Source organism: Bradyrhizobium sp. USDA 3240, from assembly GCF_054063295.1.
In genome coordinates this window covers 4070652-4097047 of the sequence record NZ_JBSSGD010000002.1, presented here as the reverse complement: position 1 = coordinate 4097047, position 26396 = coordinate 4070652, and the positions used below count along the sequence as shown (strand labels likewise).

The 26396-nt window shown below is 63.6% G+C and carries 19 protein-coding genes and 2 pseudogenes; 10 read left to right on the top strand and 11 right to left on the bottom strand.

All coding sequences use genetic code 11. From position 1 onward, the window contains the following. Positions 1-38: 38 nt before the first annotated feature. Positions 39-1646, top strand: coding sequence for an alpha-amylase family glycosyl hydrolase (locus ACVIGA_RS20045; protein WP_456667692.1), 1608 nt, complete (start codon positions 39-41; stop codon positions 1644-1646). Here the strand turns inward: ACVIGA_RS20045 and ACVIGA_RS20040 are convergent. After that, positions 1643-3334: an alpha-amylase family protein gene (locus ACVIGA_RS20040; protein ID WP_456667691.1), complete on the bottom strand. Its 1692-nt coding sequence runs from the start codon at positions 3332-3334 to the stop codon at positions 1643-1645. The two genes, ACVIGA_RS20045 and ACVIGA_RS20040, sit on opposite strands and share 4 nt — an antisense overlap. A gap of 130 nt (positions 3335-3464) precedes the next feature. Between ACVIGA_RS20040 and ACVIGA_RS20035 the strand changes: the two genes are divergently transcribed. Further along, positions 3465-3950, top strand: a complete 486-nt coding sequence (locus ACVIGA_RS20035; protein ID WP_456667690.1) for an MmcB family DNA repair protein — start codon at positions 3465-3467, stop codon at positions 3948-3950. 215 nt (positions 3951-4165) lie between these two features. On the opposite strand, the gene ACVIGA_RS20030 is transcribed toward ACVIGA_RS20035, so the two are convergent. Both ACVIGA_RS20030 and ACVIGA_RS20025 read right to left on the bottom strand, forming a co-directional pair. Next, positions 4166-4720 (bottom strand): ActR/PrrA/RegA family redox response regulator transcription factor, encoded by a 555-nt coding sequence (locus ACVIGA_RS20030; RefSeq protein ID WP_092120369.1) that lies wholly within the window; start codon positions 4718-4720, stop codon positions 4166-4168. 134 nt (positions 4721-4854) lie between these two features. Further along, a pseudogene (locus ACVIGA_RS20025) lies at positions 4855-6175 on the bottom strand (ActS/PrrB/RegB family redox-sensitive histidine kinase). A 105-nt stretch (positions 6176-6280) separates the two neighbouring features. On the opposite strand from ACVIGA_RS20025, the gene ACVIGA_RS20020 reads away from it, so the two are divergent. The 4 genes from ACVIGA_RS20020 to ACVIGA_RS20005 all read left to right on the top strand — a co-directional run bounded on the left by ACVIGA_RS20020 (position 6281) and on the right by ACVIGA_RS20005 (position 10421). Next, entirely contained in the window at positions 6281-7105 is an 825-nt protein-coding gene (locus ACVIGA_RS20020; protein WP_456667689.1) for an ABC transporter ATP-binding protein, read from the top strand. Continuing rightward, a complete protein-coding gene (locus tag ACVIGA_RS20015; RefSeq protein WP_223971905.1) occupies positions 7102-7926 on the top strand; it encodes an ABC transporter permease in 825 nt (274 codons plus the stop codon). Before ACVIGA_RS20020 ends, ACVIGA_RS20015 begins: the two co-directional genes overlap by 4 nt. Before the next feature lie 128 nt (positions 7927-8054). After that, positions 8055-9383 carry a polyhydroxyalkanoate depolymerase gene (locus ACVIGA_RS20010; RefSeq protein WP_223971907.1) on the top strand — a complete coding sequence of 443 codons (1329 nt, stop codon included), beginning with the start codon at positions 8055-8057 and terminating at the stop codon, positions 9381-9383. A 198-nt stretch (positions 9384-9581) separates the two neighbouring features. Continuing rightward, complete coding sequence (locus ACVIGA_RS20005) at positions 9582-10421, top strand: M48 family metallopeptidase (RefSeq protein ID WP_456667688.1); 840 nt, start codon at positions 9582-9584, stop codon at positions 10419-10421. Between the two features lie 159 nt (positions 10422-10580). Here the strand turns inward: ACVIGA_RS20005 and ACVIGA_RS20000 are convergent, their stop codons facing one another. Next, positions 10581-12821 (bottom strand): transglycosylase domain-containing protein, encoded by a 2241-nt coding sequence (locus ACVIGA_RS20000; RefSeq protein WP_456667687.1) that lies wholly within the window; start codon positions 12819-12821, stop codon positions 10581-10583. Positions 12822-12961: 140 nt separating this feature from the next. On the opposite strand from ACVIGA_RS20000, the gene ACVIGA_RS19995 reads away from it, so the two are divergent. Continuing rightward, a complete protein-coding gene (locus tag ACVIGA_RS19995; protein ID WP_456667686.1) occupies positions 12962-13387 on the top strand; it encodes a DUF1330 domain-containing protein in 426 nt (141 codons plus the stop codon). Between the two features lie 312 nt (positions 13388-13699). Here the strand turns inward: ACVIGA_RS19995 and ACVIGA_RS19990 are convergent, their stop codons facing one another. From ACVIGA_RS19990 to ACVIGA_RS19980, 3 genes are all read right to left on the bottom strand, one after another. Next, on the bottom strand, positions 13700-14926 hold the full coding sequence (locus tag ACVIGA_RS19990) for an ABC transporter substrate-binding protein (RefSeq protein WP_456667685.1): 1227 nt from the start codon (positions 14924-14926) through the stop codon (positions 13700-13702). A 236-nt stretch (positions 14927-15162) separates the two neighbouring features. After that, positions 15163-16383 carry an ABC transporter substrate-binding protein gene (locus tag ACVIGA_RS19985; RefSeq protein ID WP_456667684.1) on the bottom strand — a complete coding sequence of 407 codons (1221 nt, stop codon included), beginning with the start codon at positions 16381-16383 and terminating at the stop codon, positions 15163-15165. Between the two features lie 300 nt (positions 16384-16683). Beyond that, the gene (locus tag ACVIGA_RS19980; RefSeq protein WP_456667683.1) at positions 16684-17046 is read right to left on the bottom strand and encodes a DUF1304 domain-containing protein; all 363 of its coding nucleotides are present in this window, start codon (positions 17044-17046) and stop codon (positions 16684-16686) included. Between the two features lie 227 nt (positions 17047-17273). Here ACVIGA_RS19980 and ACVIGA_RS19975 point away from each other — a divergent pair, with 227 nt between their 5' ends. After that, a complete protein-coding gene (locus ACVIGA_RS19975; protein ID WP_456667682.1) occupies positions 17274-17798 on the top strand; it encodes a methylated-DNA--[protein]-cysteine S-methyltransferase in 525 nt (174 codons plus the stop codon). 683 nt (positions 17799-18481) lie between these two features. On the opposite strand, the gene ACVIGA_RS19970 is transcribed toward ACVIGA_RS19975, so the two are convergent. The 3 genes from ACVIGA_RS19970 to ACVIGA_RS19960 all read right to left on the bottom strand — a co-directional run bounded on the left by ACVIGA_RS19970 (position 18482) and on the right by ACVIGA_RS19960 (position 21230). Next, the gene (locus ACVIGA_RS19970; RefSeq protein ID WP_456667681.1) at positions 18482-18868 is read right to left on the bottom strand and encodes a response regulator transcription factor; all 387 of its coding nucleotides are present in this window, start codon (positions 18866-18868) and stop codon (positions 18482-18484) included. An 89-nt stretch (positions 18869-18957) separates the two neighbouring features. Next, positions 18958-19629: a response regulator transcription factor gene (locus ACVIGA_RS19965; RefSeq protein WP_456667680.1), complete on the bottom strand. Its 672-nt coding sequence runs from the start codon at positions 19627-19629 to the stop codon at positions 18958-18960. Continuing rightward, entirely contained in the window at positions 19623-21230 is a 1608-nt protein-coding gene (locus ACVIGA_RS19960) for a PAS domain-containing sensor histidine kinase (RefSeq protein ID WP_456667679.1), read from the bottom strand. Before ACVIGA_RS19960 ends, ACVIGA_RS19965 begins: the two co-directional genes overlap by 7 nt. A 515-nt stretch (positions 21231-21745) precedes the next feature. Between ACVIGA_RS19960 and ACVIGA_RS19955 the strand changes: the two genes are divergently transcribed. Then, the gene (locus ACVIGA_RS19955) at positions 21746-22012 is read left to right on the top strand and encodes a hypothetical protein (RefSeq protein ID WP_456667678.1); all 267 of its coding nucleotides are present in this window, start codon (positions 21746-21748) and stop codon (positions 22010-22012) included. Positions 22013-22316: 304 nt separating this feature from the next. On the opposite strand, the pseudogene ACVIGA_RS19950 reads toward ACVIGA_RS19955, so the two are convergent. Next, a pseudogene (locus ACVIGA_RS19950) lies at positions 22317-25110 on the bottom strand ([protein-PII] uridylyltransferase). Positions 25111-25308: 198 nt separating this feature from the next. On the opposite strand from ACVIGA_RS19950, the gene ACVIGA_RS19945 reads away from it, so the two are divergent. Further along, complete coding sequence (locus ACVIGA_RS19945) at positions 25309-26283, top strand: aliphatic sulfonate ABC transporter substrate-binding protein (protein WP_456667677.1); 975 nt, start codon at positions 25309-25311, stop codon at positions 26281-26283. The last annotated feature ends 113 nt before the right edge of the window (positions 26284-26396 follow it).

Here is a 26396-nt window from a genome sequence, read left to right as displayed (position 1 = left end):
GGGCGGCCTGGACCGGGCTGCGAGCTTGGGGGGACGGGATGGATCGGGACGACAGGGACTGGTGGCGGCGCGGCATCTTCTATCAGGTCTATCCGCGCTCGTTCGGGGATAGCGACGGCGATGGCGTCGGCGATCTCAGAGGGATCATCGCGCGGCTGCCCTATCTGACGCGGCTTGGCGTCGACGCGGTCTGGCTGTCGCCGATCTTTTCGTCGCCAATGGCCGATTTCGGTTACGACATCTCCGACTACACCGGCATCGACCCGCTGTTCGGGACGATGGAGGATTTCGACGAGCTGGTCGCGACTGCGCACGATTCCGGCCTCAAGCTGATCCTCGATTTGGTGCCGAACCACACATCGGATCAGCATCCCTGGTTCATCGAGGCGAAGAGCTCGCGCGATAACCCGAAACGCGACTGGTACATCTGGCGCGACCCGGCGCCGGAAGGTGGTCCGCCGAACAACTGGCTGTCGGAGTTCGGCGGCAGCGCCTGGACGTATGACGAGGCCTCCGGCCAGTACTACTACCACGCCTTCCTTACCCAGCAGCCTGATCTGAACTGGCGCAATCGCGAGGTCCGGGACGCGATCTATGACGCGATGCGCTTCTGGCTGCGCAAGGGCGTCGACGGCTTTCGTGTCGACGTGATCTGGCACCTGATCAAGGACGCCGAATTCCGCGACAATCCGCCGAACCCGCATTATCGCGAAGGACGACCGCCGCACGAGAAGGTGCTGACGCAATATTCGACCGATCAGCTCGAAGTCCATGCGGTCATCACCGAGATGCGCGGCGTCACCGAGGAGTTCGACAATCGCGTGCTGATCGGCGAGATCTATCTGCCGCTGCACCGGCTGGTCGCCTATTACGGCAACGATCTGCGCGGCGCGCAGATGCCGTTCAATTTCGCGCTGCTGTCGACCTTGTGGAGCGCGCGCTCGGTCGAGATGATCATCGCCGACTACGAAAAGGCGCTGCCGCCGGGCGCGTGGCCGAACTGGGTGCTCGGCAATCACGACCGGCCGCGGGTGGCGAGCCGGGTGGGGCCCGCGCAGGTGCCGGTCGCCGCGATGCTGCTGCTGACGCTGCGCGGCACGCCGACGCTGTATTACGGCGACGAGATCGGGATGCGTCAGGTTGCGATCGCCCCTGGCGAGGTGCGCGATCCCTTCGAGAAGAACGTGCCTGATATCGGCGTCGGTCGCGATGGCTGCCGCACGCCGATGCAATGGAGTGCCGAGCGTTATGCCGGCTTCTCGACGGTCAGGCCGTGGCTGCCGCTCGCGCAGGATTTTGCGAGCGATAATGTCGCAAGCCTGGAGGCGGAGCGGGCGTCGATCCTCAACCTCTACAAGGCGCTGATCGCGTTGCGGCGAAAGCTGCCGCAGCTGGTCCATGGCAGCTATGAGCCGGCGACGGCGCACGGCGACGTCCTGCTCTACAGACGGCGCAGCGCCGAGGGCGTGGTCGTGATCGCGCTGAATTTCGGCGCGGCCCCCGCATCGGTCTCTTCCAGCGCCATTGGTTTCAGCAACGAGGTTCTGCTCTCGACCTTCATGGACCGGCAGGGCGAGAAGGTCGAAGGCGTCCTCGACCTGCGCGGCAATGAAGGCGTGATTCTCGGTCCGCCTCATGGCGACTAACGGGGCTTGCGGGGCTCGTTGGTATCGATATCGCTGCGCTTGAGCAGGTAGTCGAGCCCGCCGACCCTGTACCAGCGATAGCCATAGGCCTCGATCAGAAGCTTGTGACGGCCGCCATCGTCGGCGCGGCTGTGATCCTCGGTCAGAAGGTTGACGAGGTGATTGCCGGCGTCGTCGGGCAGCCCAACGTCGAACGATATCTCGAGCGGCTTTTCCGCGAAATTGTGTACGAACAGCACCGAGTTGTTGCGCCAGTCGTAGCGCATGATCAGGACGGCAGGATTTCGGGTTGCAATGATCTTGAAATCCCCCCAGCCGACCTCGGGGACTTCCTTGCGCATACGAATGATGCGCTCGGTCCAGTTCAACATCGAATTGGGGTCGCGCCGCTGCTTGGCGGCGTTGACGTGCTCATAGCCGTAGGGTCCCTTGTCGATCACGGGTACGCATGGCCGATCGCTCTCGGTAAAGCCGCCGTGCGGTTCGGTCGACCATTGCATCGGCGTGCGCGCGCAAGTGCGCTCGGGCAGGTCGAGATCATCGCCCATGCCGAGCTCATCGCCGTAGCGGATCACGGGCGTGCCGGGCAGCGTGCACATCAAGCTATAGGCGAGCTCCAGGCGCCGTCGGTCGCCGCCCAGCATCGGCGCAAGGCGCCGACGGATGCCGCGATTGTAGAGCTGCATGCTCTTGTCGGGACCGAATGCCTTGAACACCGCCTCACGCTGCGCCTTGGTGAGGCGGCCGAGGTCGAGTTCATCGTGATTGCGCAGGAACAGGCCCCATTGCGCGGTCGCAGGCCGTGGCTTGGTCGCCGTCAAGGCTTTCGCCAATGGCTTCGAATCGGCTGACGCCAGCGCGTAGAACAGATGCTGATTGACGTGGAAATTGAACATCATCTGCATGCGGTCGCCGTCGCGCCCGAAATACTCCATGTCCGTCTCGGGCAAGACATTGGCTTCGGCGAGGATGATCGCGTTGCCCTGGCGCCATTGCAGGAATTCGCGGAACGATCGCAGCATGTCGTATTGCTCGACCGGCTTGCGCACGGAGGCGCCCTTGGTTGCGATCACGAAGGGCACGGCGTCCATGCGGAAGCCCGAGACGCCGAGCTGAATCCAGAACCCCATGATCTTGAGGATTTCGGCCTGTACGTGCGGGTTCGATGTGTTGAGGTCCGGCTGGAAATCGTAGAAGCGATGGAAGTACCAGGCGCCTGCCTGCTTGTCGCGCGTCCAGGTCGATTTCTGGACCCCGGGAAACACCATGCCCGTGTTGGCATTGGCGGGCTTCTTGTCTGACCAGACATACCAGTCGCGAAAGGGCGAGTGCTTCGAGCTACGTGCGGATTTGAACCAGGCGTGTTGGTCCGACGTGTGATTGACGACGAGATCGATGATCACGCGGATGCCGCGTTGCCGGCAGCCATGGGTGAATTCGACGAAATCGCCCAGCGTGCCGTAGCGCGGATCGACGCCGTAATAGTCCGAAATGTCGTAGCCGTCGTCCCTGCAGGGTGAAGGCTGAAACGGCATCAGCCAGATCGCGGTGATGCCGAGCCCGTGCAGATAGTCCAAGCGCCGCAGCAGGCCGCTGAAATCGCCGATGCCGTCGCCGCTGGCATCCATGTAGGTGCCGACGGACAGGCAGTAGATCACGCCATTCTTGTACCAGAGGTCGTCGATCAACGGGCAGCCCTCATCGGTCCGCTCATGGTGGCGGCCGTGGGATAAGCGGTGAGGCAGCGGCAGGTTCCTGCCCGGTGCGCCGCTCCACTTTTCCGGATCATGCTCTCGCGGAATCGGCTATCCTTGAGCGATGGAATCGTCCGCCCGCCAGATCGCGCTTGTGCCCGCGCCCGACCGACGCCAGTCGGAGACTGCGCTTGCGATCGCGCGCGGCACGGCGAGACTTCTGAGGTCGCTGGGATTTTCCTGCATCAGCGAATTGCCGCTGCCGTCCGGCCGCCGCGCCGATCTGGTGGCGCTGAACGAGCGCGGCGAGATCTGGATTGTCGAGATCAAGTCATCGCTCGAGGATCTGCGTGCCGACCAGAAATGGCAGGACTACCGGATGCATTGCGACCGGCTGTTCTTCGCCTTCACGCAGGATCTTCCGTGTGAGATTTTTCCCACCGACACCGGCCTGATCATCGCCGACGCCTACGGCGCGCATCTGCATTGCGAGGCGCCGGAGCACCGCCTGCCGGCGGCAACCCGCAAGGCGATGACGGTGCGCTTTGCGATGGCGGCAGCGCAGCGGATCAACCGGCTGATCGATCCGCAAGGGCATGAGGAACTCTAGGCAAGGGCGCGATGTTGACCCGTCATCCTGAGGAGCCGCGAAGCGGCGTCTCGAAGGATGCACGGCCCGGCTAGTGGCCGTCGACCCTTCGAGACGCGCGCAAGAGCGCGCTCCTCAGGGTGACGGTGATAGCGCTCTACCCATTCCCACGAAACGACAAAAGCAAATGGCCGGGACGAGCCCGGCCATCGCCAAAACAAAAGTGATGCGATCGCTTAGCGCGGCGCGCGCTTGGCGAGGATGCGCTGCAGCGTTCGGCGGTGCATGTTGAGGCGACGCGCGGTTTCCGAGACGTTGCGGTTGCACATCTCGTAGATGCGCTGGATGTGTTCCCAGCGCACGCGGTCCGCCGACATCGGATTGGCCGGCAGCTCGGACTTCTCGGTGCCGGTCGCGAGCAACGCAGCAACGACGTCATCGGCATCGGCGGGCTTCGACAGATAGTCGACGGCGCCCATCTTCACCGCGGTCACGGCGGTGGCGATGTTGCCGTAGCCGGTCAGCACGATGGCGCGCGCCTCGGGGCGCTTGCGCTTCAACGCCGAGACGACGTCGAGGCCGTTGCCGTCGCCGAGCCTGAGGTCGACGACCGCGAAAGCGGGTGCGGAACGGCCGATCTCGGCGAGACCATCAGACACCGTGTCGCATGACTTCACTGCGAAACCGCGCGTCTCCATCGCGCGCGACAGGCGTTCCAGGAACGGCTTGTCGTCCTCGACGATGAGGAGCGAGCGGTCGGCATGGTCATTCAGTTCAGTGATGGCGTTCACGGTCCATTTTTCCCTGTGGCAGACACCTATTATATGGGGTCCTACTGCGGCGCTGCCAAGGCAGCCGAAAGTCGCGTGCCATTCCGGAAAGAGCGCTGCATCCGGTATGCCAGAGTTACGATTAAGAATCGTTCTCAGGCTTCGGTTTCATCGATCGGCGCGGCTTCCTCGAAGCGCTCGCGGGGCCAGACGATCTGCACCACGGCGCCGTGATCGGGGAAGGTGCGATTGGTAAACGACACCTTGGCTCCGGTGCGTTCCAGCAGCGTTCTTGCGATGAAAACGCCCAAGCCCAGGCCGCCACGCGCGTTTTGGGCCTCATCTGCGCCCCGGCGGCGGGACAAATACGGCTCGCCGATCCGTTTCAGCATGTCAGGCGCGATGCCGGGACCGTCGTCGGAGACGACGATCTCGATGGTTTCGGCGTTCCACCACGCATTCACCTCGACCGTCTGGTGCGCGAAATCGACCGCATTTTCCAAAATGTTTCCGACGCCATAAAGGATCGCGGGATTGCGGGCGGCGACCGGTTCACGCGTTGCTGCGACAGCAAGCCGCACCTTGATGTTGATGCCGAAATCGCGATGCGGCGCCACCGCCTCCTCGATCAGGGTCGACAGCTTCATGGTGTCGAACGGCGCGCCGCTCGATGACAGTTGCGCAATCTTGCTCAGGATGTCGCGGCAGCGCTGCGCCTGCTCGCGCAGCGTCTTGAGGTCGTCGGTAATCGCCGGGTCGTGCACCGTCTTCTCGAGCTCGCGCGAGATCAGGAAGATCGTTGACAGCGGCGTGCCGAGTTCATGCGCGGCGGCGGCGGCGAGGCCGTCGAGCTGGGTCAGATGCTGCTCGCGCGTCAAGATCAACTCGGTTGCGGCAAGCGCATCGGAGAGCTGGCGCGCCTCCTCGGTCACTTGGAATGCGTAAAGGCTGGTGACGCCGATCGCGAGCAGGATCGAAAGCCAGACGCCGATCAGATAGATCGGCGGCAGCACCAGCGGATCGTCGCCGTCCCAAGGCAGCGGCAGATGGTAGAAGAACAGCGCCGAGGCGCAGGCGACCGCAAGGCAGCCGAGCGCGATCGTCAGACGGATCGGCAGCACCGTGGCCGAGATCAGCACCGGCGCCAGGAACAGGAACGAGAACGGGTTCTGCAAGCCCCCGGTGAAGTACAGCAGGCCGCCGAGCTCGACGATGTTGAACGCGAGCAGGGCCGCGGCATAGACCGGCTCCAGCCGCTGCATCGGGTTGAACGCGATCTGCAGCGCCAGATTGAGCAGAGCCGAGAACGTCACGATGATGACGCAGGGGACGATCGGAAACGTCGAATTCCAGTCCCTGGGCCACGATGAAGATCGCGACGAGCTGGCCGAGCGCGGCGAGCCAGCGCAGCCGCAGGATCGTATCCAGGCGGACATAGCGGCGGGGTTGGCGGAAATCGGAAGCGAAGTCGGTCATCTCTGGACTTTAGCTGTGCCGTGGGCGGCGCACAAATTCGCGACTTAGCGCAAGCACGCGGGGCAAGCCTTGCGCTTATTGTCGCAATGCCCCAATGACGGCCATATGCAACAGCGCGGGACAGGTCAGGGGCAAGCGCCTGCGGCCAATCAGCCGCCCGCGGCCGATCAGGACGGATCGGCCGCGATCGACGCTGCGCATCTGGTCAAGGTCTACAAGACCACCCGTGCGGTCGACGACATCTCCTTCCGTATCGCGCGCGGCAGCATCACTGGCCTGCTCGGCGGCAACGGCGCCGGCAAGACCACGACGATCGCGATGATCATGGGGCTGGTGCTGCCGACCTCGGGCAGCGTCGCGGTGCTCGGCGCGAAAATTCCCGAACAGCGCTACGACGTGCTTGGCCGGATGAATTTCGAGAGCCCCTATGTCGACATGCCGATGCGGCTCACGGTGCGGCAGAACCTGACCATTTTCGGCCGCCTCTATGCCGTGAAGCATCTGCGCGAGCGGATCGACCAGCTCGCGGCCGATCTCGATCTGAAGGAATTTTTGGACCGTTCCAACGGCAAGCTGTCCGCCGGGCAGAAGACCCGCGTCGCGTTGGCGAAGGCGCTGATCAACGAGCCGGACCTTCTGCTGCTCGACGAGCCGACCGCCTCGCTCGACCCGGATACCGCCGACTGGGTGCGGCAGCATCTCGAGACCTACCGCAAGACCCATAACGCGACCATCCTGCTGGCCTCGCACAACATGCTGGAGGTCGAGCGCCTCTGCGGCCGCGTCATCATCATGAAGCGCGGCAAGATCGAGGACGATGACAGCCCCGAGGGGATCATGGCGCGCTACAACCGCGACACGCTGGAAGAGGTGTTCCTCGACGTGGCGCGCGGCCGCCTTCGGGAGGGCGCGCCGGAGGGCACATCATGAGCGAGATCGTCAGCCATCAGCCGCGCGGCATTTCACTGCAACGCATCAATGCGATGGTGCTGCGCTATTGGTATCTGCTGATGTCGTCATGGCCGAGGCTGCTGGAGCTGGTCTACTGGCCGGCCTTGCAGATCATCACCTGGGGCTTCCTGCAGAATTACATCTCGCAGGCGTCCGGCTTCTTCGCCAAGGCGGGCGGTACGCTGATCGGCGCCGTGATCCTGTGGGACATCCTGTTTCGCGGCCAGCTCGGCTTCTCCATCTCGTTCCTGGAAGAGATGTGGGCGCGCAATCTCGGCAACCTGATGATGAGCCCGCTGAAGCCGATCGAATTCCTGCTCTCGCTGATGATCATGAGCCTGATCCGGCTCGCCATCGGCGTGATCCCGATGACGCTGCTGGCGCTGTTCTTCTTCGGCTTCAATTTCTACGCCATCGGGCTGCCGCTGATCGCGTTCTTCTGCAATCTGATCTTCACGAGCTGGTCGGTCGGCGTGTTCGCCTCGGGCCTTGTGCTGCGCAACGGGTTAGGGGCGGAAAGCATCGTCTGGACGCTGATGTTCGCGGTGATGCCGCTCGCCTGCATCTACTATCCGGTCGAGGTGCTGCCGAGCTGGCTGCAATACGTCGCCTGGACGTTGCCGCCGACCTACGTGTTCGAAGGCATGCGGTCGCTGCTGATCGATCACGTCTTCCGCGCCGACCTGATGGCCTGGGCGCTGGTCATCAACGCCATTCTGTTCACTGCCTCTTTTGCGGTCTTCCTTGCCCTTTTGCAGAGCGCCAAACGCAACGGATCGCTGCTCGGGGGTGGTGAATAAATGTCACTTTCCCGTGGATTCTCGGTGTTTTAGCCCGATATCGCCCCCAGATTCGGCTCGCGGCGCATTGACGCATTGTTACGCATTGGTCAGTATGCTGCGGCGCAAAACAGGGGTCTGAAAATACTATGCCCATCGGTGAATTTGGCGGTGCCCCGCCACTAGCGGCGGAAGGCAGCCCGGCACTCACGACGCCGATGTACTGGATGTACGAGATGGCGCATGCGTCGCTCAATCCGGTACGCGCCGTGACCGACGCCACCAAGATCCTGTTTCAGAACCCGCTCAATCCGTGGACGCACACCGAGTTCGGCAAGTCGATCGCCGCCGGCTGCGAATTGTTCGAGCGCACCACGCGCCGCTACGGCAAGCCCGAATGGAACTTGCCGACGACCGAGGTCAACGGTATCCGCACGGCGGTCGAGGTTCGCACGGTCTGGGAAAAGCCGTTCTGCCGCCTGCTGCATTTCGATCGCAAGCTGACGCGCCCGTTGCGCTCGCCGCAGCCGCGCGTGCTGATCGTGGCGCCGATGTCGGGCCATTATGCGACGCTGCTGCGTGGCACGGTCGAAGCGTTCCTGCCGACCCATGAAGTCTACATCACCGACTGGGCCGATGCGCGCATGGTGCCGCTCGCGGCCGGCCGGTTCGATCTCGAGGATTACGTCGATTACCTGATCGAGATGCTGCACGCGCTCGGCGGCAACATGCACATCGTCGCGGTGTGCCAGCCTTCTGTACCTGTCGTGGCAGCTGTTTCGGTGATGGAAGCCAGCAACGACCCGTTCGTGCCGCTGTCGATGACGCTGATGGGCGGTCCGATCGACACAAGGCGCAATCCGACCGCGGTCAACAACCTCGCGGAAGAGCGCGGCATCGAGTGGTTCCGCAACAATGTCATCACCAAGGTGCCGTTCCCGCATCCGGGCGTGATGCGCGACGTCTATCCGGGCTTCCTGCAGCTCAACGGCTTCATCAGCATGAACCTGGATCGGCACATGGACGCGCACAAGGCGCTGTTTGCCAATCTGGTGAAGGGTGACGGCGATCTCGTCGACAAGCACCGTGAGTTCTACGACGAATATCTCGCGGTGATGGACCTCACCGCCGAGTATTACCTGCAGACCGTCGACCTCGTCTTCGTCAAGCACGCGCTGCCGAAGGGCGAGATGACCCATCGCGGCAATCCGGTCGATCCGTCGAAGATCCGCCGCGTCGCGCTGATGACCGTCGAAGGCGAGAAGGACGATATCTCCGGCCTCGGCCAGACCGAGGCAACGCACGCGCTCTGCACCGCGATTCCGAACCATCGCCGCGTGCACTACGTGCAGAAGGGCGTCGGCCACTACGGCGTGTTCAACGGCTCGCGGTTCCGCTCCGAAATCGTGCCGCGGATCTCCGATTTCATGGTTTCGGCGGCCAATACGCGGCTATCCCTGGTCGCTGCGGCCGAATAGGTATCATCCCGGCCGCGATTATCGCAGTCGCGCAAGTCACTGATTTAACTAAAAGAATCTCAAATCAGCCAAGGCTCAAGTGATGAATTTAATTTCATCGCTTGGGCCTTTTTCGTGACTCCGATTCATCAGAAAAAATCCGGTTCCGCCCCCTGCCGGTAGAGGTCAATTAACGGCCAACCCCTGTATATTGGGCAAATGATTTGTTTTTGCGCCGAGCGCTTTCCCTGGCGGCGGATATGGCAAAGTTCGGGCGAACTCCTGCTCCCCGGACTCTCAGAAATGGCTACTCGCGCGCTCCTCTATCGGCGGCCTGCCGAACCCGCGACCGTATTGGTCAGACACGGCTCCCAGTTCTTCACCGTCAGGCTGCGCCGGCACCGGCGCGCGCGCCGCTATACGCTCAGGATTCATCCAACCGATCGCGAAGCGATCCTGACCATGCCGCCGCGCGGCACGATCGTGGAGGCGAAGGAGTTCGCCAATATCCATGGCGGCTGGATCGCAGCCCGTCTTGGCCGTCTGCCGAAGGCCGCGCCGTTCCAGCCCGGCACCGTGGTGCCGTTGCGCGGCATGCCGCACCGGCTGGTGCACCGCTCGGGCGAACGCGGCACGGTCTGGACCGAGACGCGCGACAGCGGCGAGAAGATCATTTGCGTCGCCGGCGGCGTCGAGCATATGGATCGCCGGGTGCATGACTTCCTCAAGCGCGAGGCGCGCAAGGATCTGCAGAAGGCGGCGCAGCTGCACGCCGCGGAACTCGGCGTACGGGTGCGGCGAATCTCGATCCGCGACCAGTCCAGCCGCTGGGGCTCGTGCACCTCGGCGGGATCGCTGTCGTTCTCGTGGCGGCTGATCCTGGCGCCGCCCTTCGTGCTCGATTACCTCGCCGCCCATGAGGTCGCGCATCTCGTCGAGATGAACCACTCGGCACGGTTCTGGCGGGTTGTCGACAAGGTGTGCGCGTCGGTCACGCGCGCCAAGAACTGGCTCGACACCTACGGCAACGACCTGCATCGTTACGGGATTCAGGAGTAGGCGAGCCCTTCGCCCCAATTATTGCTGTCATCGCCCGCGAAAGCGGGCGATCCAGTATTCCAGAGGCATTCGTGTTCAACTGATAAGCCGCGGCGCACTGGATCCCCGCATTCGCGGGGGATGACAGTTGGGGTTGCGGTGCGACCTTCGGCCTAACGCCTACCGAAACAACCGATCGGCCAACCATCCATCCAGCCCCGCCGCAGCCTCTGGCCGCGCGTTCGGGTTCGGTGGCGCCGAGGCGCGGGCCGGCGTCGGCGGTGGCTGGCGATAATAGCCGCCGCCGGACGGGGCCGGCGCCGGTGCCTGCATCGGCGGCTGAATCTGCATCGGTGCCGCCGGCGCTGATATCTGCGACGAGATCTGCATCAGGTTCGCCGGGGCCCAACTGCCTTGCGAGTTCGGGATCGCTGCGACCGGCACGCCCTGATGCGCGGCCTTCATGAAGCGGGTCCACACTTCCACCGGCAGGCCGCCGCCGGTCGCCTTCTTGGTCGGCGAATTGTCGTCATTGCCGAGCCAGACGCCGGTGACGAGCTTGGCGGTGTAGCCGATGAACCAGGCGTCGCGATAATCCTGGCTGGTGCCGGTCTTGCCGGCGGCGGTCCAGCCGGGGATTTCCGCCTTGCGCGCGGTGCCCGAGATCAGCGTCTCGCGCATCATGGCGTTCATCATCGCATCATAGCGCGGCTCGATCACCTGGTTGGGTGGGTCTGTCGGGCGGTCATACAGCAGCTTGCCGGAGCTGGTCTTGATCCTGGTCACCACATGCGGCGACACGGCGTAGCCGCCATTGGCGAACGGCGCATACGCGCCGACCAGCTCGAGCACGGACACTTCCGAGGTGCCGAGCGCGATCGAGACGTTGGGCTCCAACTTGGAGGAGATACCGAGCCGGTGCGCGGTGCGCACCACGTTCTTGGCGCCGACCTCGACGCCGAGCCGCACCGCCACCGTGTTCAGCGACATCGCCAGTGCCTGGGTCAATGTCACCGAGCCGAAATATTCGTGGGTGTAGTTCTCCGGCTTCCAGCCCTTGATATCGAGTGGCGCGTCGGTGCGGATGGTGTCCGGCGTCAGCCCGGATTCGACTGCGGTGAGATAGACGAACGGCTTGAACGACGAGCCCGGCTGCCGCTTCGCGGTGACGGCGCGATTGTACTGGCTCTCGGCATAGTTCCGGCCGCCGACCATGGCGCGCACCGCGCCGTCGGGCGTCATCGCCACCAGCGCGCCCTGGCTGACATTGAACTTCACGCTCTTGGCGGCGAGCTCGTCGATGACGGCGGCTTCGGCGACGTTCTGCAGCTTCGGATCGATCGTGGTCTGCACCACGATGTCCTGGTCGATCTGGCCGACCAGATCGTCGAGCACTTCGCCGATCCAATCGGCGACATAGTTCACGGTGCCGGCGCCGGCCGGCTTCACGGCAATCGAAGGCTGCCCGATCGAGGCCTTTGCCTGCGCTTCGGTGATGAACTTGGCATCGGCCATCGCCGCGAGCACGACCTGCGCGCGCTGCTCGGCGCCCTCGGGGTTCCGGTTCGGCGCCAGCCGCGACGGCGACTTGACGAGGCCCGCGAGCATCGCGGCTTCCGGCAAGGTCACGTTCTTCGCCGACTTGCCGAAATAACGTTGCGCTGCGGCCTCGACGCCGTAGGCGCCGGAACCGAAATAGACGCGGTTGAGATAGAGCTCGAGGATCTCGTCCTTGGAATGCTTGCGTTCCAGCCACAGCGCGAGCTCGGCCTCCTGCAGCTTGCGCTGCATGGTGCGTTCCTGGGTCAGGAACAGGTTCTTGGCGAGCTGCTGGGTCAAGGTCGAGCCGCCCTGCGACACACCCCGATGCAGCACGTTGGTGACGGCTGCGCGCAGAATGCCGACCGGGTCGACGCCGAAATGCGAATAGAAGCGGCGGTCTTCGATGGCGATGAACGCCTTCGGCAGATAGGGCGGCAGGTCCTTCAACGCGATGTTGGCGCCGGCCATTTCGCCGCGCTGCGCCAGCACGCTGCCGTCCATGCCGACGATCTGGATCGTCGGCGGACGCTTGGGAATTTCCAGGGACTGGATCGGCGGCAGATGCGCGCCGACCCACACCACGACACCGATCACCGCAATGCCCGCCCACAGGCCGAGCACCGCGGTCCAATAGAACAGGCGGCCGATGCCGAAGCCGCGCGACTTGCCGCGCCGCTTGCTGCCGCTGCGCGACGGGCGCGTTTTTTCGCTGCCGGAATCGTTGCTCTTGTCGCTGCTTTTGGGTTTGGATTTGGCGGGCTTGTCGTCGCCGCCGCCGGGCACGCGATCGGAGGGCGACAGTCGGAGGTCGGCAAGCGCGGCCGGAAGCCCGAACAGCGGCTCCTTGCGCGCACCGCCTTTTTTACGTCCCCACGCCATCCGCAACGCTCACACCCTGACAGGGGCGCACGCTAGCGTTCCCGGTTTAAGGGGCGGTTACGCAAAGCTTAACGGGGGATTAGGAGGTGAGGCGGCGCGTGCTACATAACGATGGAACAAATAAAACAAAGGAGCACCGCATGGGCCATATCGATCCGACGAAAGACGTCTTCGCGCAATTCCGGGACAACAACCGGCCGGGCCCAATCCACATGCTCAATCTGGTGCGCCTGCGTGAGTGGGCCGCCTATCCCGACGGCCGCAAGGCGACCGGCGCGGAGGCCTATGCCGCCTATGGCCGCGAGAGCGGCCCGGTGTTCGAACGGCTTGGTGGACGCATCGTGTGGCAGGGCCGCTTCGAGCTGATGCTGATCGGTCCGCAAGAGGAGCGCTGGGATCATTGTTTCATCGCCGAGTATCCAAGCGTCGCTGCCTTCGTCGAAATGATCCGCGATCCCGTCTATCGCGAGGCGGTGAAGCACCGCCAGGCCGGCATGGAAGATTCGCGGCTGATCCGGCACGCGGTGCTGCCGGTCGGGAAGAATTTTGGTGAGATACCGAAGTGAGGTCGCGTTAGCGCGAGACGAATCTCTATCACCGTCACCCTGAGGAGCGCGCAGCGCGTCTCGAAGGATGCACGGCCCGGCTGGTGGCCGTCGACCCTTCGAGACGGCCGCGTTGCGGCCTCCTCAGGGTGACGGAGTGCACCGTTCCATCGACGTCATTGCGAGCGAAGCGAAGTAATCCATGTCTCGGCTTGCGGAGCGATGGATCGCTTCGTCGCTATCGCTCCTCGCAATGACGGTGACAGGGCGAAGCCCCAAAACAAAATCGGCGGCCCGCAGGCCGCCGATTGCATCTCAACTCTGCGCGAACGACTAGCCCGCCGGGCCGGCATCCTCGAGGATCGGGCCGAACAGCTCCCAGCGTTCGCCGTTGAACTTCATCATCTGCAGCTGCTTGTTGACGCGATAGTCGTTCGGCGTGGTGTTGCCCTTGATGCCGGGCAGCGCCATGTCGAGGTCGACGTTCTTCAGGTTGGTGGCCTGCTTCAGCACGTTCTCGCGCGTCAGCTCGTCGCCGCACTGCTTCAGCACATGCACCATCAGCTGGGCGGTGGAGTAGCCGTAGGTGTTGAAGTTCGAGTTCTTGTCGCCGTCGGGATAGTACTTGGCCATGAAGTCGAAATAGCGCTTCATGCCCGGATCGTCCTTCCACTGCGGATCGGCCGGATCCTTGCCGTAGTTGGTCGAGATCAGGCCCTTGGAGGCCTCCAGGCCCGCCGGCTGCAGCACGGCGCCGACCGAGGTGGCGTTGATGTCGACGATGTGGACCGGATGCCAGCCGAGCTCGGCGATCTTCTTGATCGCCTGGGCTGCCTGCTTCGGCGTCGAGGCCGAGAAGAACAGGTCGGCGCCGGCGTCCTTGATCTTGATCACCTGGGAATCGATGGTCGGGTCGGAGACCTCGTAGGAGGCTTCGGCCACGATCATCTTGGCCGCCTTGTCGCCGAGGCCGGCCTTGAGGCCGTTCAGATAATCCTTGCCGAGGTCGTCGTTCTGATAGAGCACGCCGATCTTGGCGTTCGGATGCTCCTTCAGGATGTACTGGCCGTAGATGCGGCCTTCGACGAAGTAGTTCGGATTGAAGCCGAGCGTCCACGGGAAGTTCTTCGGATCGGTGAACTTCGAGGCGCCGGTGGCCGCGAAGAGCTGCGGCACCTTCTTGGCGTTGAGATATTTCTGCACGGCGGCGTTCGACGGCGTGCCGACGATCTGGAAGGTCAACAGCACCTCGTCGCTCTCGACGAGCTTGCGCACCTGCTCGACGGCCTTGGGCGGCGAATAGGCGTCGTCATACTGGATCAGGTTGATCTTGCGGCCGTTGATGCCGCCCTGATCGTTGATCATCTTGAAATAGGCCGCCTGGGTCTTGCCGATCGAGGCATAGGCGGAAGCCGGTCCGGAGAAGGGGACGGTCTGGCCGATCTTGATCTCGGTGTCGCTCGCGCCGGGATCGTACTTCTTCTGCGCGGAGGCCGACGTTGCAGACAGCGCGATCGCGAGCGCCGTTGCCGTGACCAGGTGGAAAATCCCATTCCTCATAATGCTGTTTCCCTCACGTGACTGATGGTTGGCCGATGATCTTGTCCGCGGGTTCAAGGTCCCGCGGTCGCCATCGCTGGGCCGGGATACTGGAGGAACCGTTGCTGCGATGCAAGGCGACGGATGCCGAAAAGGTGAGCGATTTCAGTCAACCAAAGTAGGGGGCGGCGCAAAAAGGAACGGCGCAGCGGGGATGCGCTGCGCCGGCTTTCGTGGCCGGAGATGGCTGCGAGCCGCTAGCCCGCCGGTCCGGTGTCCTCGATGATCGGGCCGAACAGCTCCCAGCGCTCGCCGTTGAACTTCATCATCTGCATCTGCTTGTTGATGCGATAGTCGTTCGGTCCGGTCGTGATCGACATGCCCGGCAGCGCGAGGCTCGGCACGAACTTCTTCAGGCTGGTCACCTGCTTCATCAGGTTCTCGCGGGTGAGGTCGTCGCCGCACTGCTTGAGCACCTGGATCAAAAGTTCGGCCGTCGAATAGCCGTAGGTGTTGACGGTGTTGAGCTTGTCGCCCTCCGGGTAATATTTGTCCATGAAGGTGAAATAGGCCTTCACGCCGGGATCGTCCTTCCACTGCGGATCGGCGGGATCCTTGCCGTAATTGGTCGAGATGATGCCCTTGGAGATGTCGAGGCCGGCCGGCTTCAGCGTCGCCGACACCGGGCTCGCATTGATGTCGAGGATGTGCACCGGGTGCCAGTCGAGGTCCGCTACCTTGCGGATCGCCTGAGCTGCGAATTTCGGCGTCGACGCGTTATAGAGCAGGTCGACGCCGGCAGCCTTCAGCTTGACGATCTGGGAATCGACGGTCGGGTCGGTCAGTTCATAGGACACCTCGGCGACGATCATGCTCGCGGCCTTGTCGCCGAGCCCGCTCTTCAGGCCGGTGATGTAGTCGCGGCCGAGATCGTCGTTCTGGTAGAAGATGCCGATCTTGGCGTTCGGGTGATTGGCCAGGATGTATTTGGCGTAGATGCGGCCCTCGGACTGGTAGTTCGGGTTGAAGGCGATCGTCCAGGGCGCGTTCTGCGGATCGGAGAAGCGCGAGGCGCCGGTGGAGGCGAGCAGCTGCGGCACCTTCCTGGCATTCAGATATTTCTGCACGGCGGCATTTGATGGCGTGCCGATGATCTGGAAGGTGAACAGCACCTCGTCGCCCTCGACCAGCTTGCGCACCTGCTCGACCGCTTTCGGTGGCGAATAGGCGTCGTCATACTGGATCAGGTTCAGCTTGCGGCCGTTGATGCCGCCCTGATCGTTGATCATCTTGAGGTAGGCCGCCTGGGTCTTGCCGATGCCGGCATAGGCGGATGCGGGGCCCGAGAACGGCACGGTCTGGCCGATCTTGATCTCGGTGTCGGTCGCGCCGACGTCGTATTTCTTCTGCGCGGTGGCCGATGTAACCGACAACGCGATGGCAAGCGCTGTCGCAGCGAGCAATTGCACGCTCCTCATGTCCGTGACCTCCCATGTTGCCGGTGATCTTGTCCGCAAGCGTCAAGCCGGCGGATGTCACCGTTGAACGGGATGATGGAGGAACGGTGAGGGCATTGCAAGGCGATGGCCCTGCGCGCGATGTCGCGTCAGCGTACGTCTTCTCCCTCTCCCCGTTCTTACGGGGAGAGGGTTGGGGTGAGGGGCTCTCTCCACCTGCGATGCCAGTGGACGTACCTGTACCCCCTCACCCGGATCGCATCTAACGATGCGATCCGACCTCTCCCCGCAAGCGGGGCGAGGTGAAGCGGAGCCCGCGCTTTAAGCGAGCCAGAGCAGGATCAGTGCGAGCGCCGCGGGCGCCGCCTGCACATAAAGAATGCGGCGGCTGACGGTGGCGGCACCGTAAGCGCCGGCGACGATCACACAGAGCAGGAAGAATGTCTTGATCTGGAATGCGAAGGCGGCATTGCCGTGCATCAGGCCCCAGATCAGTCCGGCGGCAAGGAAGCCGTTATAGAGCCCCTGATTGGCGGCAAGCACGGCCGAATCATTGGCCTTCTCGATCGAGTTGCGAAAGGTCTTCAGCCCGAGCGGCTTGGTCCAGAGGAACATCTCGAGCACAAGGAAATAGATGTGCAGCGCAGCCACCACCGCGACCAGAAAATTGGCTATCCAAAGCATGCTCGGTCCCCCCAAGAGCTTTGGTTCTGATTGAATCAGAACCAAAGCTCAAGATTCTTGTTTTGACGCGTTTTCTTCACGCGAACCGGTGTCCATCCCGGATCAGGTCCGGGACAGGCTTTCGCTCGAAAACGCTCCAGCCGGAATTCGGGTGGACGCTAGCACGCGCACGGTGAATTGTATGCCGAGCGACCTGTTTCCAGGCGATGACTTTCCAGAGTACTGATATGGCCGACCGCAAGACCGCACAGACCTTCAACCTCGACCGCCTCAAGACGCCGATCGGCACCGCGCTGCTGGTGACCGATGACGACGGCGTGCTGCGCGCGCTCGATTGGGACGACTATGAAGGGCGCATGCTCGATCTGCTGCGGCTGCACCATGGCGCCGTGACGCTGCGGGACGGCCGCGCACTGGCTGCGATGCGCAAGGCGCTTGGCGATTACTTCAACGGCGATCTCGATCGGCTTGCGGATGTCGAATGGCGCGTCGCCGGCACGCCGTTCCAGCAGAAGGTCTGGCACGCGTTGCCGAAGATCCCGCCGGGCACCACGATGAGCTACGGCGCGCTGGCGGCAAGACTGAAAGTGCCGAACGCGATGCGCGCGGTCGGCCACGCCAACGGCTCCAACCCGATCAGCGTCGTCGTGCCCTGTCACCGCCTGATCGGCGCCAACGGCTCGCTGGTCAAATATGGCGGTGGACTGGAGCGCAAGCGCTGGCTGCTGCGCCACGAGGGCGTTGAGGTGTAGCGGCCGAACCCAGCCGCAGCGAGACGATCAATCGAGATCCTCGCGCGGCATGTTTCGCAGATCACGCACGATGTAGAGGAATACAATCAGCGAAGGCACCCACGCGAGGATCGCTCCTACCAGCATCGCATCGACCGTCGTCATTGGATCTCCTTGAGCGCGTCAGATCAGCTTTTTCGATGGGCCGCCGGTTCTCGGGAGGGAATAGAGCCACTTCCAATAGACCTTGTTGCGCTCCAACTGCCGCTTGTAGATCTCGCGGCACTTCGTCGAGCAGAATTGCTCCAAGTACCAGCTGTGCCGGACCAGCCCGAACGGCCGCCGGCAACCTGGATTCCCGCAACGGCCCGTCATGATGCTGCCTCCGCATTCGCTCGCCAAAGCCAGCGAATGAAGTCTTCTTGACCCTTGTGAAGACAGAGCCGTCCGCAGTAGCGTTCACCCGCCGGATTTCGCAGGCAGATGATCTTGGCATCTTCACTGTCACACTCGGCGCAGCGCGGTTCCTTACGCATGGCGACTTCCCTCCAAGGAACTGCCATTGGCCAATCAAGAATGTCTGATGCTGTCGTTGCCGCCGGTCTTCCTGAGGGGCGGCGCCGCGAAATCTTGCGCTGCCACCGTCGATGCGCAACTTGTCCAAATGTTTCCCGGCATCATCCTTGCGTATACTCGATTTGAACTCACGCGCTCGTCGTTGTGTCATGCCGTGCGAGCGCGGCATCGAGGCATTTGACCAGCGCATCTCCGTCAAACGGCTTGATCAGAAAGCAGATCGCTCCCGCCTCCATGGCGCGGGCCCGATCGGTTTCGACGGAGAAGGCCGTGATGAAAATGAACGGAACGCGCCGTCCGTCGGCAATCAGACGGGCCTGCAGGTCGAGCCCGCTCATGGCCGGCATCCTGACATCGGCGATCACGCAGGAGGTGTCGTCCAGCTGCGGCGAATGCAGGAATTCTTCAGCCGACGCATAGGTCTGGACCGCGTAGCCCAGCGACCTGACCAGATTGTCGGTCGCGGTGCGGACCGACATGTCATCGTCGACGATTGAGATCACCGGGTTGGACAAGAAGGGTTTCCTGGAACGGCCAGAGGGGCCTCTGGTGTCTGCTCTCACGGCGCCACAGTGCGTCGTCGGCCGTGGCCGGAGAATCATACTTAGGTTTGCGCGCCGCCGGCTGCCTGCTTGACCCCGAGGATCTGCGCCATCCTGACCAGGTCAGGCAACGACTTCGCCGCCATTTTCCGCATGATGTGCCCGCGGTGTATCTTGACCGTGATCTCGGCGACGCCGATTTCGGCGGCGACCTGCTTGTTCATCAGTCCCGCGGTGACGAGGCTCATGATCTGGCGCTCACGCGGGGTCAGGGTCGCGAAGGCTGCGCGCAGGTTCGCGAGCGCCCTGGCCTCATTGCGGCGCGTTCTGTCGCGTTCGATCGCGGTCGTGACGGCATCCAGCATGTCCTGATCGCGGAACGGCTTGGTCAGGAAGTCGACGGCTCCGGCCTTCATGGCTCTGACCGTCATCGGGATATCGCCATGGCCGGTCATGAAGATGATCGGAATATGAATGTCGGCCTTGGCCAGCTCGGCCTGGAAGTCCAGGCCGCTCAGCCGGGGCAGCCTGATGTCCAGGATCAGGCAGCTCGGAACATCGGGGAGCTTGTGCTGGAGAAATTCATGGGCCGACCCGAACGCGGCGGTGCGCAGGCCGACCGACCGGAAAAGATTGCCCAGCGAGTCTCGCACGGACGCGTCGTCGTCGACGACGAACACGATCGGCTCGGCGTTCGCGAGAGCGGGAGACGATGCCGCGTGTCCAATCACCATGCATGATCCTCCTGACGCAGCGGCAGGGTGAACTGGAACGTCGTGCCGGGGCCGATATTTCCGGACATGGACAGGCGCCCTCGGTGGGCTTCGACGATCGAGCGACAGATCGACAGCCCCATTCCCATGCCGCTGGCTTTGGTGGTGTAGAAGGCGTCAAACAGCCGCTCGGCATGCTCTGTCGCAACCCCGACACCACAGTCGGTGACCGTGACCAGGATCTGCCCGGCATCGTCCTGGCGGGTCCGGATCACGAGTTCCCGTGGCCTGTCCGTGACCGGCTGCATGGCTTCGATGCCGTTGACGACGAGGTTGAGGATGACCTGCTGCAGCTGGACGCGGTCGGCGACGACCGGCGGGAGCGCGGGAGCGAGGTCGAGCTGCAGGGATACAAGGTGGCTCTGCAGTTCGTGCTGCACCAGGCCGATCACCTGGTTGATGGCTTCATTGATGTCGAGCGGCGCCATCTGACCGGTTGTCTTGTTCACCAGCGCGCGGACGCGCTGGATGACCTCGCCCGCCCGGTTGCCGTCGCTGATGATCGACCTGACCGCTCCGCGCGCTTCATTCAGATCGGGAGCCGCGCGGTTGAGCCAGCGCAGGCATGCCGCGGCGTTGGCGACCACCGCGGCAAGCGGCTGGTTCACTTCATGGGCGATCGATGCGGCGAGCTCGCCGAGTGCGGTCACGCGCGTGACGTGCGCGAGGTTGGTCTGCGCTTCATGCAATTCCGCCTCGGCGCGTTTGCGGGCGGTCACGTCGGTAACCGCTCCGATGAATTCGGTGTCGCCCGAAGGGGTGGTCACCGCGTGCGCCCTGGCGTGAACATATTTGATCGCGCCGTCCGGCATCAGCAGCCGGTAGCCGTGCTCGAAGTCCTTGCCGTCGAGCGAGACGCGGTCGATGGTCCGTTGCACGCGGGTGCGATCATCCGGATGGATGCGTTGAAGGACCGTGGCATGCTTGATGGAAGGAGCCCTGTCGAATCCGAAGATCCTGAACGTCTCTTCCGACCAGATCACCTCACCGCTGGCGACGTGCCAGCCAAAGCTGCCGGTGTGGCTCAATCGCTGGGCTTCGCTCAGGTACATTTCGCTCTGCAGCAGCGCGTTCTCGGCCTGTTTGCGCTCGGTGATATCCTCGCATGCGATCAGCACGATCAATAGATCGTCCTGCCGCCGCACGGCCTTGGCATTTTCACGAACCCAAAGTCCTGAGCCGTCCTTGCGGACCTTCCGGATCTCCCAATTGTGGGTCTGGCCGATGTTGTCGAGGCACGCCGCGACGTTGCGCTGCACCGCCTGATGGTCTTCGGCGGCAAAGACCCGCAGCACGGATTGCCCGAGCAATTCGTCGACGGTGTAGCCGAGTTGCGCCGCGCCGAACGTGTTGACCGACAGCACGAGACCCGTCGCGTCGACCATGAAGTACATGACCGGGTTGTGCTCGAACACCTCCTTCCATTGCGCTTCGCTGTTGCGCAGGGCCTCTATTGCGCGCTCTTCGCCGCTGACCCGGCCGCGCAACATGGCTTCCATCTGCCTGTGGGTGCGGCCCACCACCCCCATCATCAGCAATGCGGCGGCAAGCGAGGCGATCAACAGCGCCAGCGCGATCAGATGGGCGGAAGCGGCAGGCTGCGGACCAAGCAGCAGCCCAATGCAGGTTGCGGCCAAAGCCAGCACCATGCCGCCGAGCAGCCATTGCTCGGCCGACCAGGACCTCGTGGTCGGGATGCGCATCATCGGCAGCACCAGCACTTGGCCATCATGGGCCGCGCTGCGTCGCTAGGTGACCGCTATCATCAGCGGCGACAACGTCGCCCTCCTTACAAACTGCACATTAGCAGCTTTCTCGACGTCCGAACCGGATCGTGGGGGCGATTTTTGGCGATCCACTCGCATCGCGTGAGATCGCGCGGAAAGCGCAATCGTCGGACCAACGCAGGCCCAGGTTGCGGCTAAACCAAAGTATGTCGTCCCCATCCGAATGTAACGGCTGGATCAACCTCCGTTCAATGGCCGGTTTCCTCCCGGCGGCTACGCTTATTGGGTAACTCGATGACAGTAGAGGCCTCCGGGGTTCAGCAATCGTCAATCCGAGACGGGAGATTGAAATGCCCAACACGCGCCTGCATCTGATCCTCTGTTCCGACGATGTCGGGCGCGAGACCACGCCTCAGCGGCGTGACCGCAGTTTCCAGCCCTTCGTTATCGATGGCGGCAAGCAAGCCGCGAGCGTGCCGGCCGGCAACCCCTGGATCGATCTGCTCGACGTCTTCGATTTGGGCGCTGTGCTCTGTCAGGCGAGCTACCTGGCCTTGCTGGGGGCGAGCCTCGCGACGCTGCAGTCGCAATTGAACGTGCCGGATCCAGGATCGTAGCCCGCTCTGGATCCAAGTCCGGCAGGCTGCCGGGACCGACGCGCTGGCTGCTCACGCCTGGGTCGCGCAAAACGGGTCCGACAACAGCCTCCGTGAGAGCCCGGAATCCACTCCCCGTCTAGCCCCGGCCCTGATGGATTCCGGGCTCAGTTTCTCGGTCGTGATTTCCCGATGCGCAATTGGGCATCTGAGGGCTCGCGAAGCGAGAGCCCGGAATCCATTTCACCGCAAACGTGAGGCCTGATCGATTCCGGGTTCAGCCCTGCGGGCTGCCCCGGAATGACGGATAGAGGGGAGTCGGCCGCTACGCCGCCGGCTTCGCCGCCTGGTCCTCGCTCGACAACAGATGCAGCAGCGCGCTCTTGATCGCGGCCTGCCGGGTCGGCGCGGTGATCTGGGCGCCGAGCAGGTCGGTAACATAGAACACGTCGCGGGCGCGTTCGCCGAAGGTCGCGACATGCGCCGAGGCGATGTTGAGGTTGAGCTTCGAGATCGCGGTGGTCAGCTGGTAGAGCAGGCCGGGGCGGGTCGAGGCCGGAGACCTCGATTACGGTGTAGCGGTCGGACCACTGGTTGTTGATGGTCACTTCGGGCTCGACGATGAACGGCCGCGCCTTGCTGCGCACCGCGCGCTTGGCCACCGCCTCGGGCAGCCTGAGCTTGCCCTCCAGCACCTGCTCGATCATCTCGCCGATCCGCGTCGCGCGGCGGCCTTCATCATCGTCGCGGTCGTACTCGCGCGAGATCGAGATGGTGTCGAGCGCGCGGCCGTCGGTCGTGGTGTAGATCTGCGCGTCGACGATGTTGGCGCCGGCCGAGGCGCAGGCGCCCGCGATGATCGACAGCAGCCAGGGATGGTCGGTCGCGAGAATCGTGAGCTCGGTGACGGCACGGACCTCGTCGAATCCGACATTGATCGCGAGCTTGTGGCCGGCCTGCTCGCTGGCACGGATGAAGCGCGCCTGGCGAATCTTGCGTTGCAACTCGACCTTGAGCCAGTAGGCCGGGTAGTGCCGGCCGATATAGGCGTTGAGCTCGACCTCCGGCCATTCGGTGAAGGCGCGACGGAACTCGGCCTGCGCCACCGCGATGCGCTGGGCGCGGTTGACCTCGGAGAAGCCGCCAGTCAGCACCGGCTCTGTTTCATAGTAGAGCGTGCGCAGGAGCTGCGCCTTCCAGCCGTTCCAGACGCCCGGGCCGACGCCGCGAATGTCCGCGGTGGTCAGGATCGTGAGCAGCTTCATCTGCTCGACCGACTGCACCACAGCGGCGAAATTCTCGATGGTCTTGCGGTCCGACAAATCGCGCGATTGTGCCACCGTCGACATCGTCAGGTGCTCCTCGATCAGCCACGCCACCAGCTCGGTATCGGCCGCGGAGAACCCGAGCCGCGGGCACAGCCGCCGCGCCACCTTGGCGCCGGCGATCGAATGATCCTCCGGTCGGCCCTTGGCGATGTCGTGCAGCAGGGTTGCGATATAGATCACCGGGCGATGTTCGGGACGGATCTTGCGGAATAGGTCGCTGGCGACCGTGAACTCCTCATTGCCGCCGCGCTCGATGTCCTGCAGGTAGCCGATGCAGCGCAGCAGATGCTCGTCCACCGTATAGTGGTGGTACATGTTGAACTGCATCATCGAGACGATCTTGCCGAAGGCGCGGATGAAATGGCCGAGCACGCCGGTCTCGTTCATCCGCCGCAGCACGGTCTCGGCATCGTTCGAGGTCAGGATCTCCATGAACAGGCGGTTGGCTTCCTCGTTGTCGCGGAGCTGGGTGTTGATCAGCTTCAGCGAGCGCGTCACCGTACGCATCGCGTCGGGATGGAAGGCGAGGTTGTTCTGCTGCGCGAGGCGGAAGATCCGGATCAGATTGACCGGATCGTGCTTGAACACATCGGGCGCGGCGAGATTGATGCGGTTGTTGTCGACGATGAAGTCGTCGCTGCCGGCCACCCGCCGCCGCTTGGCGCCGGGCCGCAGCCGCGCCACCATCCGGCTCAGCACCGGCGCCGGCTTGTTGTGCTCCTCTTCGAGCTTGGCGCACAGGATCGCGGTGAGGTCGCCGACGTCCTTGGCGATCAGGAAGTAGTGCTTCATGAAGCGTTCGACGTCCTGCATGCCGGGATGCGAGGTGTAGCCGAGGCGGACCGCGATCTCGCGCTGCATGTCGAACGACAGCCGCTCCTCGGCGCGCCCTGCAAAGAAGTGCAGATTGCATCGGACCGACCACAGGAAGTCGGCGCAGCGGCGGAAGGTGCGGTACTCCTGCGCGTCGAACACGCCGCGCTCCAGCAGCTCGTCGGTCTCGCGCACGCGGTAGACGTATTTCGCGATCCAGAACAGCGTGTGCAGGTCGCGCAGGCCGCCCTTGCCGTCCTTGACGTTGGGCTCGACCAGATAGCGCGACTGGCCGGCGCGGCGATGCCGCTCCTCGCGCTCGGCGAGCTTGGCGGTGACGAATTCCGCTGCGGTGCCCTGCACCACTTCCTTGTCAAAGCGTTCGACCAGCTCGTCGTAGAGCGGCTGGTCGCCGGTTAGGAACCTGGTTTCCAGGATCGCCGTGCGGATCGTCATGTCGCCGCGCGCCTGGCGGATCGATTCATCGACCGAGCGCGTGGCGTGGCCGACCTTCAGCCCCATGTCCCAGAGGCAATAGAGGATGGCTTCGGCGACCTGCTCGCCCCAGGCGGTCTGCTTGTAGGGCAGGATGAACAACAGATCGATGTCGGATTCCGGCGCCATCAGCCCGCGGCCATAGCCGCCGGTCGCGACCACGGCCATGCGCTCGGCGCCCGAGGGGATCGGCGAGTGATAGAGATGCCGGGTCGCCGCCGCGTAGAGGATGCGGATGATCTCGTCCTGCACGAAGCACAGCCGTTCCGCGCAGCGGCGGCCGTGGCGGTCCTTCAGCAGCAGCGTCTGCGCCGTGGCGCGCGCGGCGATCAGCTCGGCCTTGAGCAGTTGCGCCATCGCGGCGCGGAACTGGTCCTCGCGGCCGGCATGCTGTTCGGCGAGTGCATTGACCGCCGCGGTGATCCGCTCGGTCTCGAAACGATCATCCGCGTCAGGGCGGACTTCGGCTACGACGCTGTCCATACGTTCTTCCGATATCGGACGGAGCTGTTGCTGTCACTGACCAAAGTATTACGACAGCAGCTCCATGCTCTCCTGGCGACGCCGTGAGCAAGATCGTTCTCGCGCCGTCGCCTAAAGGGTAGAGATTTTCTCGTTGACCGCAAGGCTAACTCATTGAATTAAAAGACTGTTTATTAATCAACCCGAGGGGGTCGACCAATGCAGAAATTTTCCCGGCGCGCTTTCGCGACGCTGTTCGCGATCTCCGCGTTGCTGCCCGGCGCGGCGCTCGCCGCCGACGCGCTGAAGGAGATCCGGATCGACTGGGCGACCTACAATCCGGTGTCGATGGTCCTGAAGCAGAAGGGGCTGCTGGAGAAGGAGTTCGCCAAGGACGGCATCAGCATCGTCTGGGTGCAGTCGGCCGGCTCCAACAAGGCGCTCGAATTCCTCAACGCCGGTTCGATCGATCTCGGCTCGACCGCGGGCTCGGCCGCTTTGGTCGCCCGGATCAACGGCAACCCGATCAAGTCGATCTATGTCTATTCGCGTCCCGAATGGACTGCACTGGTCACCACCAAGGACTCCAAGATCGCGTCGGTCGCCGACCTCAAGGGCAAGCGCATCGCGGTGACGCGGGGCACCGACCCGCACATCTTCCTGGTCCGCGCCTTGCTCGGCGCCGGTCTGACCGAAAAGGACATCACGCCGGTGCTGTTGCAGCACGCCGACGGCAAGACCGCACTGATCCGCGGCGATGTCGACGCCTGGGCCGGCCTCGACCCGATGATGGCGCAGGCGGAAGTCGAGGACGGCGCCAAGCTGTTCTACCGCAAGGCCGACGCCAACACCTGGGGCATCCTCAATGTGCGCGAAGAGTTCTTGAAAGCGCATCCGGACATCGTCCGCCGCGTACTCGCGACCTATGAGGAGGCGCGGAGATATTCGCTGGCGAACTATGACGAGCTGAAGAAGACCTTCATCGCGGTCACCAAGCTGCCCGACGCCGTGGTCGACAAGCAGCTCAAGGAGCGCACCGAGCTGACCCATAGCCGGATCGGCGCTCCCCAGCGCGAGTCAATCCTCGCCGCCGGCCTCGCGTTGCAGCAGGCCGGCGTGATCGATGCCAAGACCGACGTGAAGGCCGCGCTCGACAGCCTGATCGACGATCAGGTCCCGTTGCCGACGAACTAACTCGATCGTTCACCCTCCCCTGGAGGGGGAGGGTCGGTTCACAGCGAGCGAAGCGAGATGTGAGCCGGGGTGGGGTGATCTCTCCACTCCGGCAGCGCCCGTTACGAGGGACC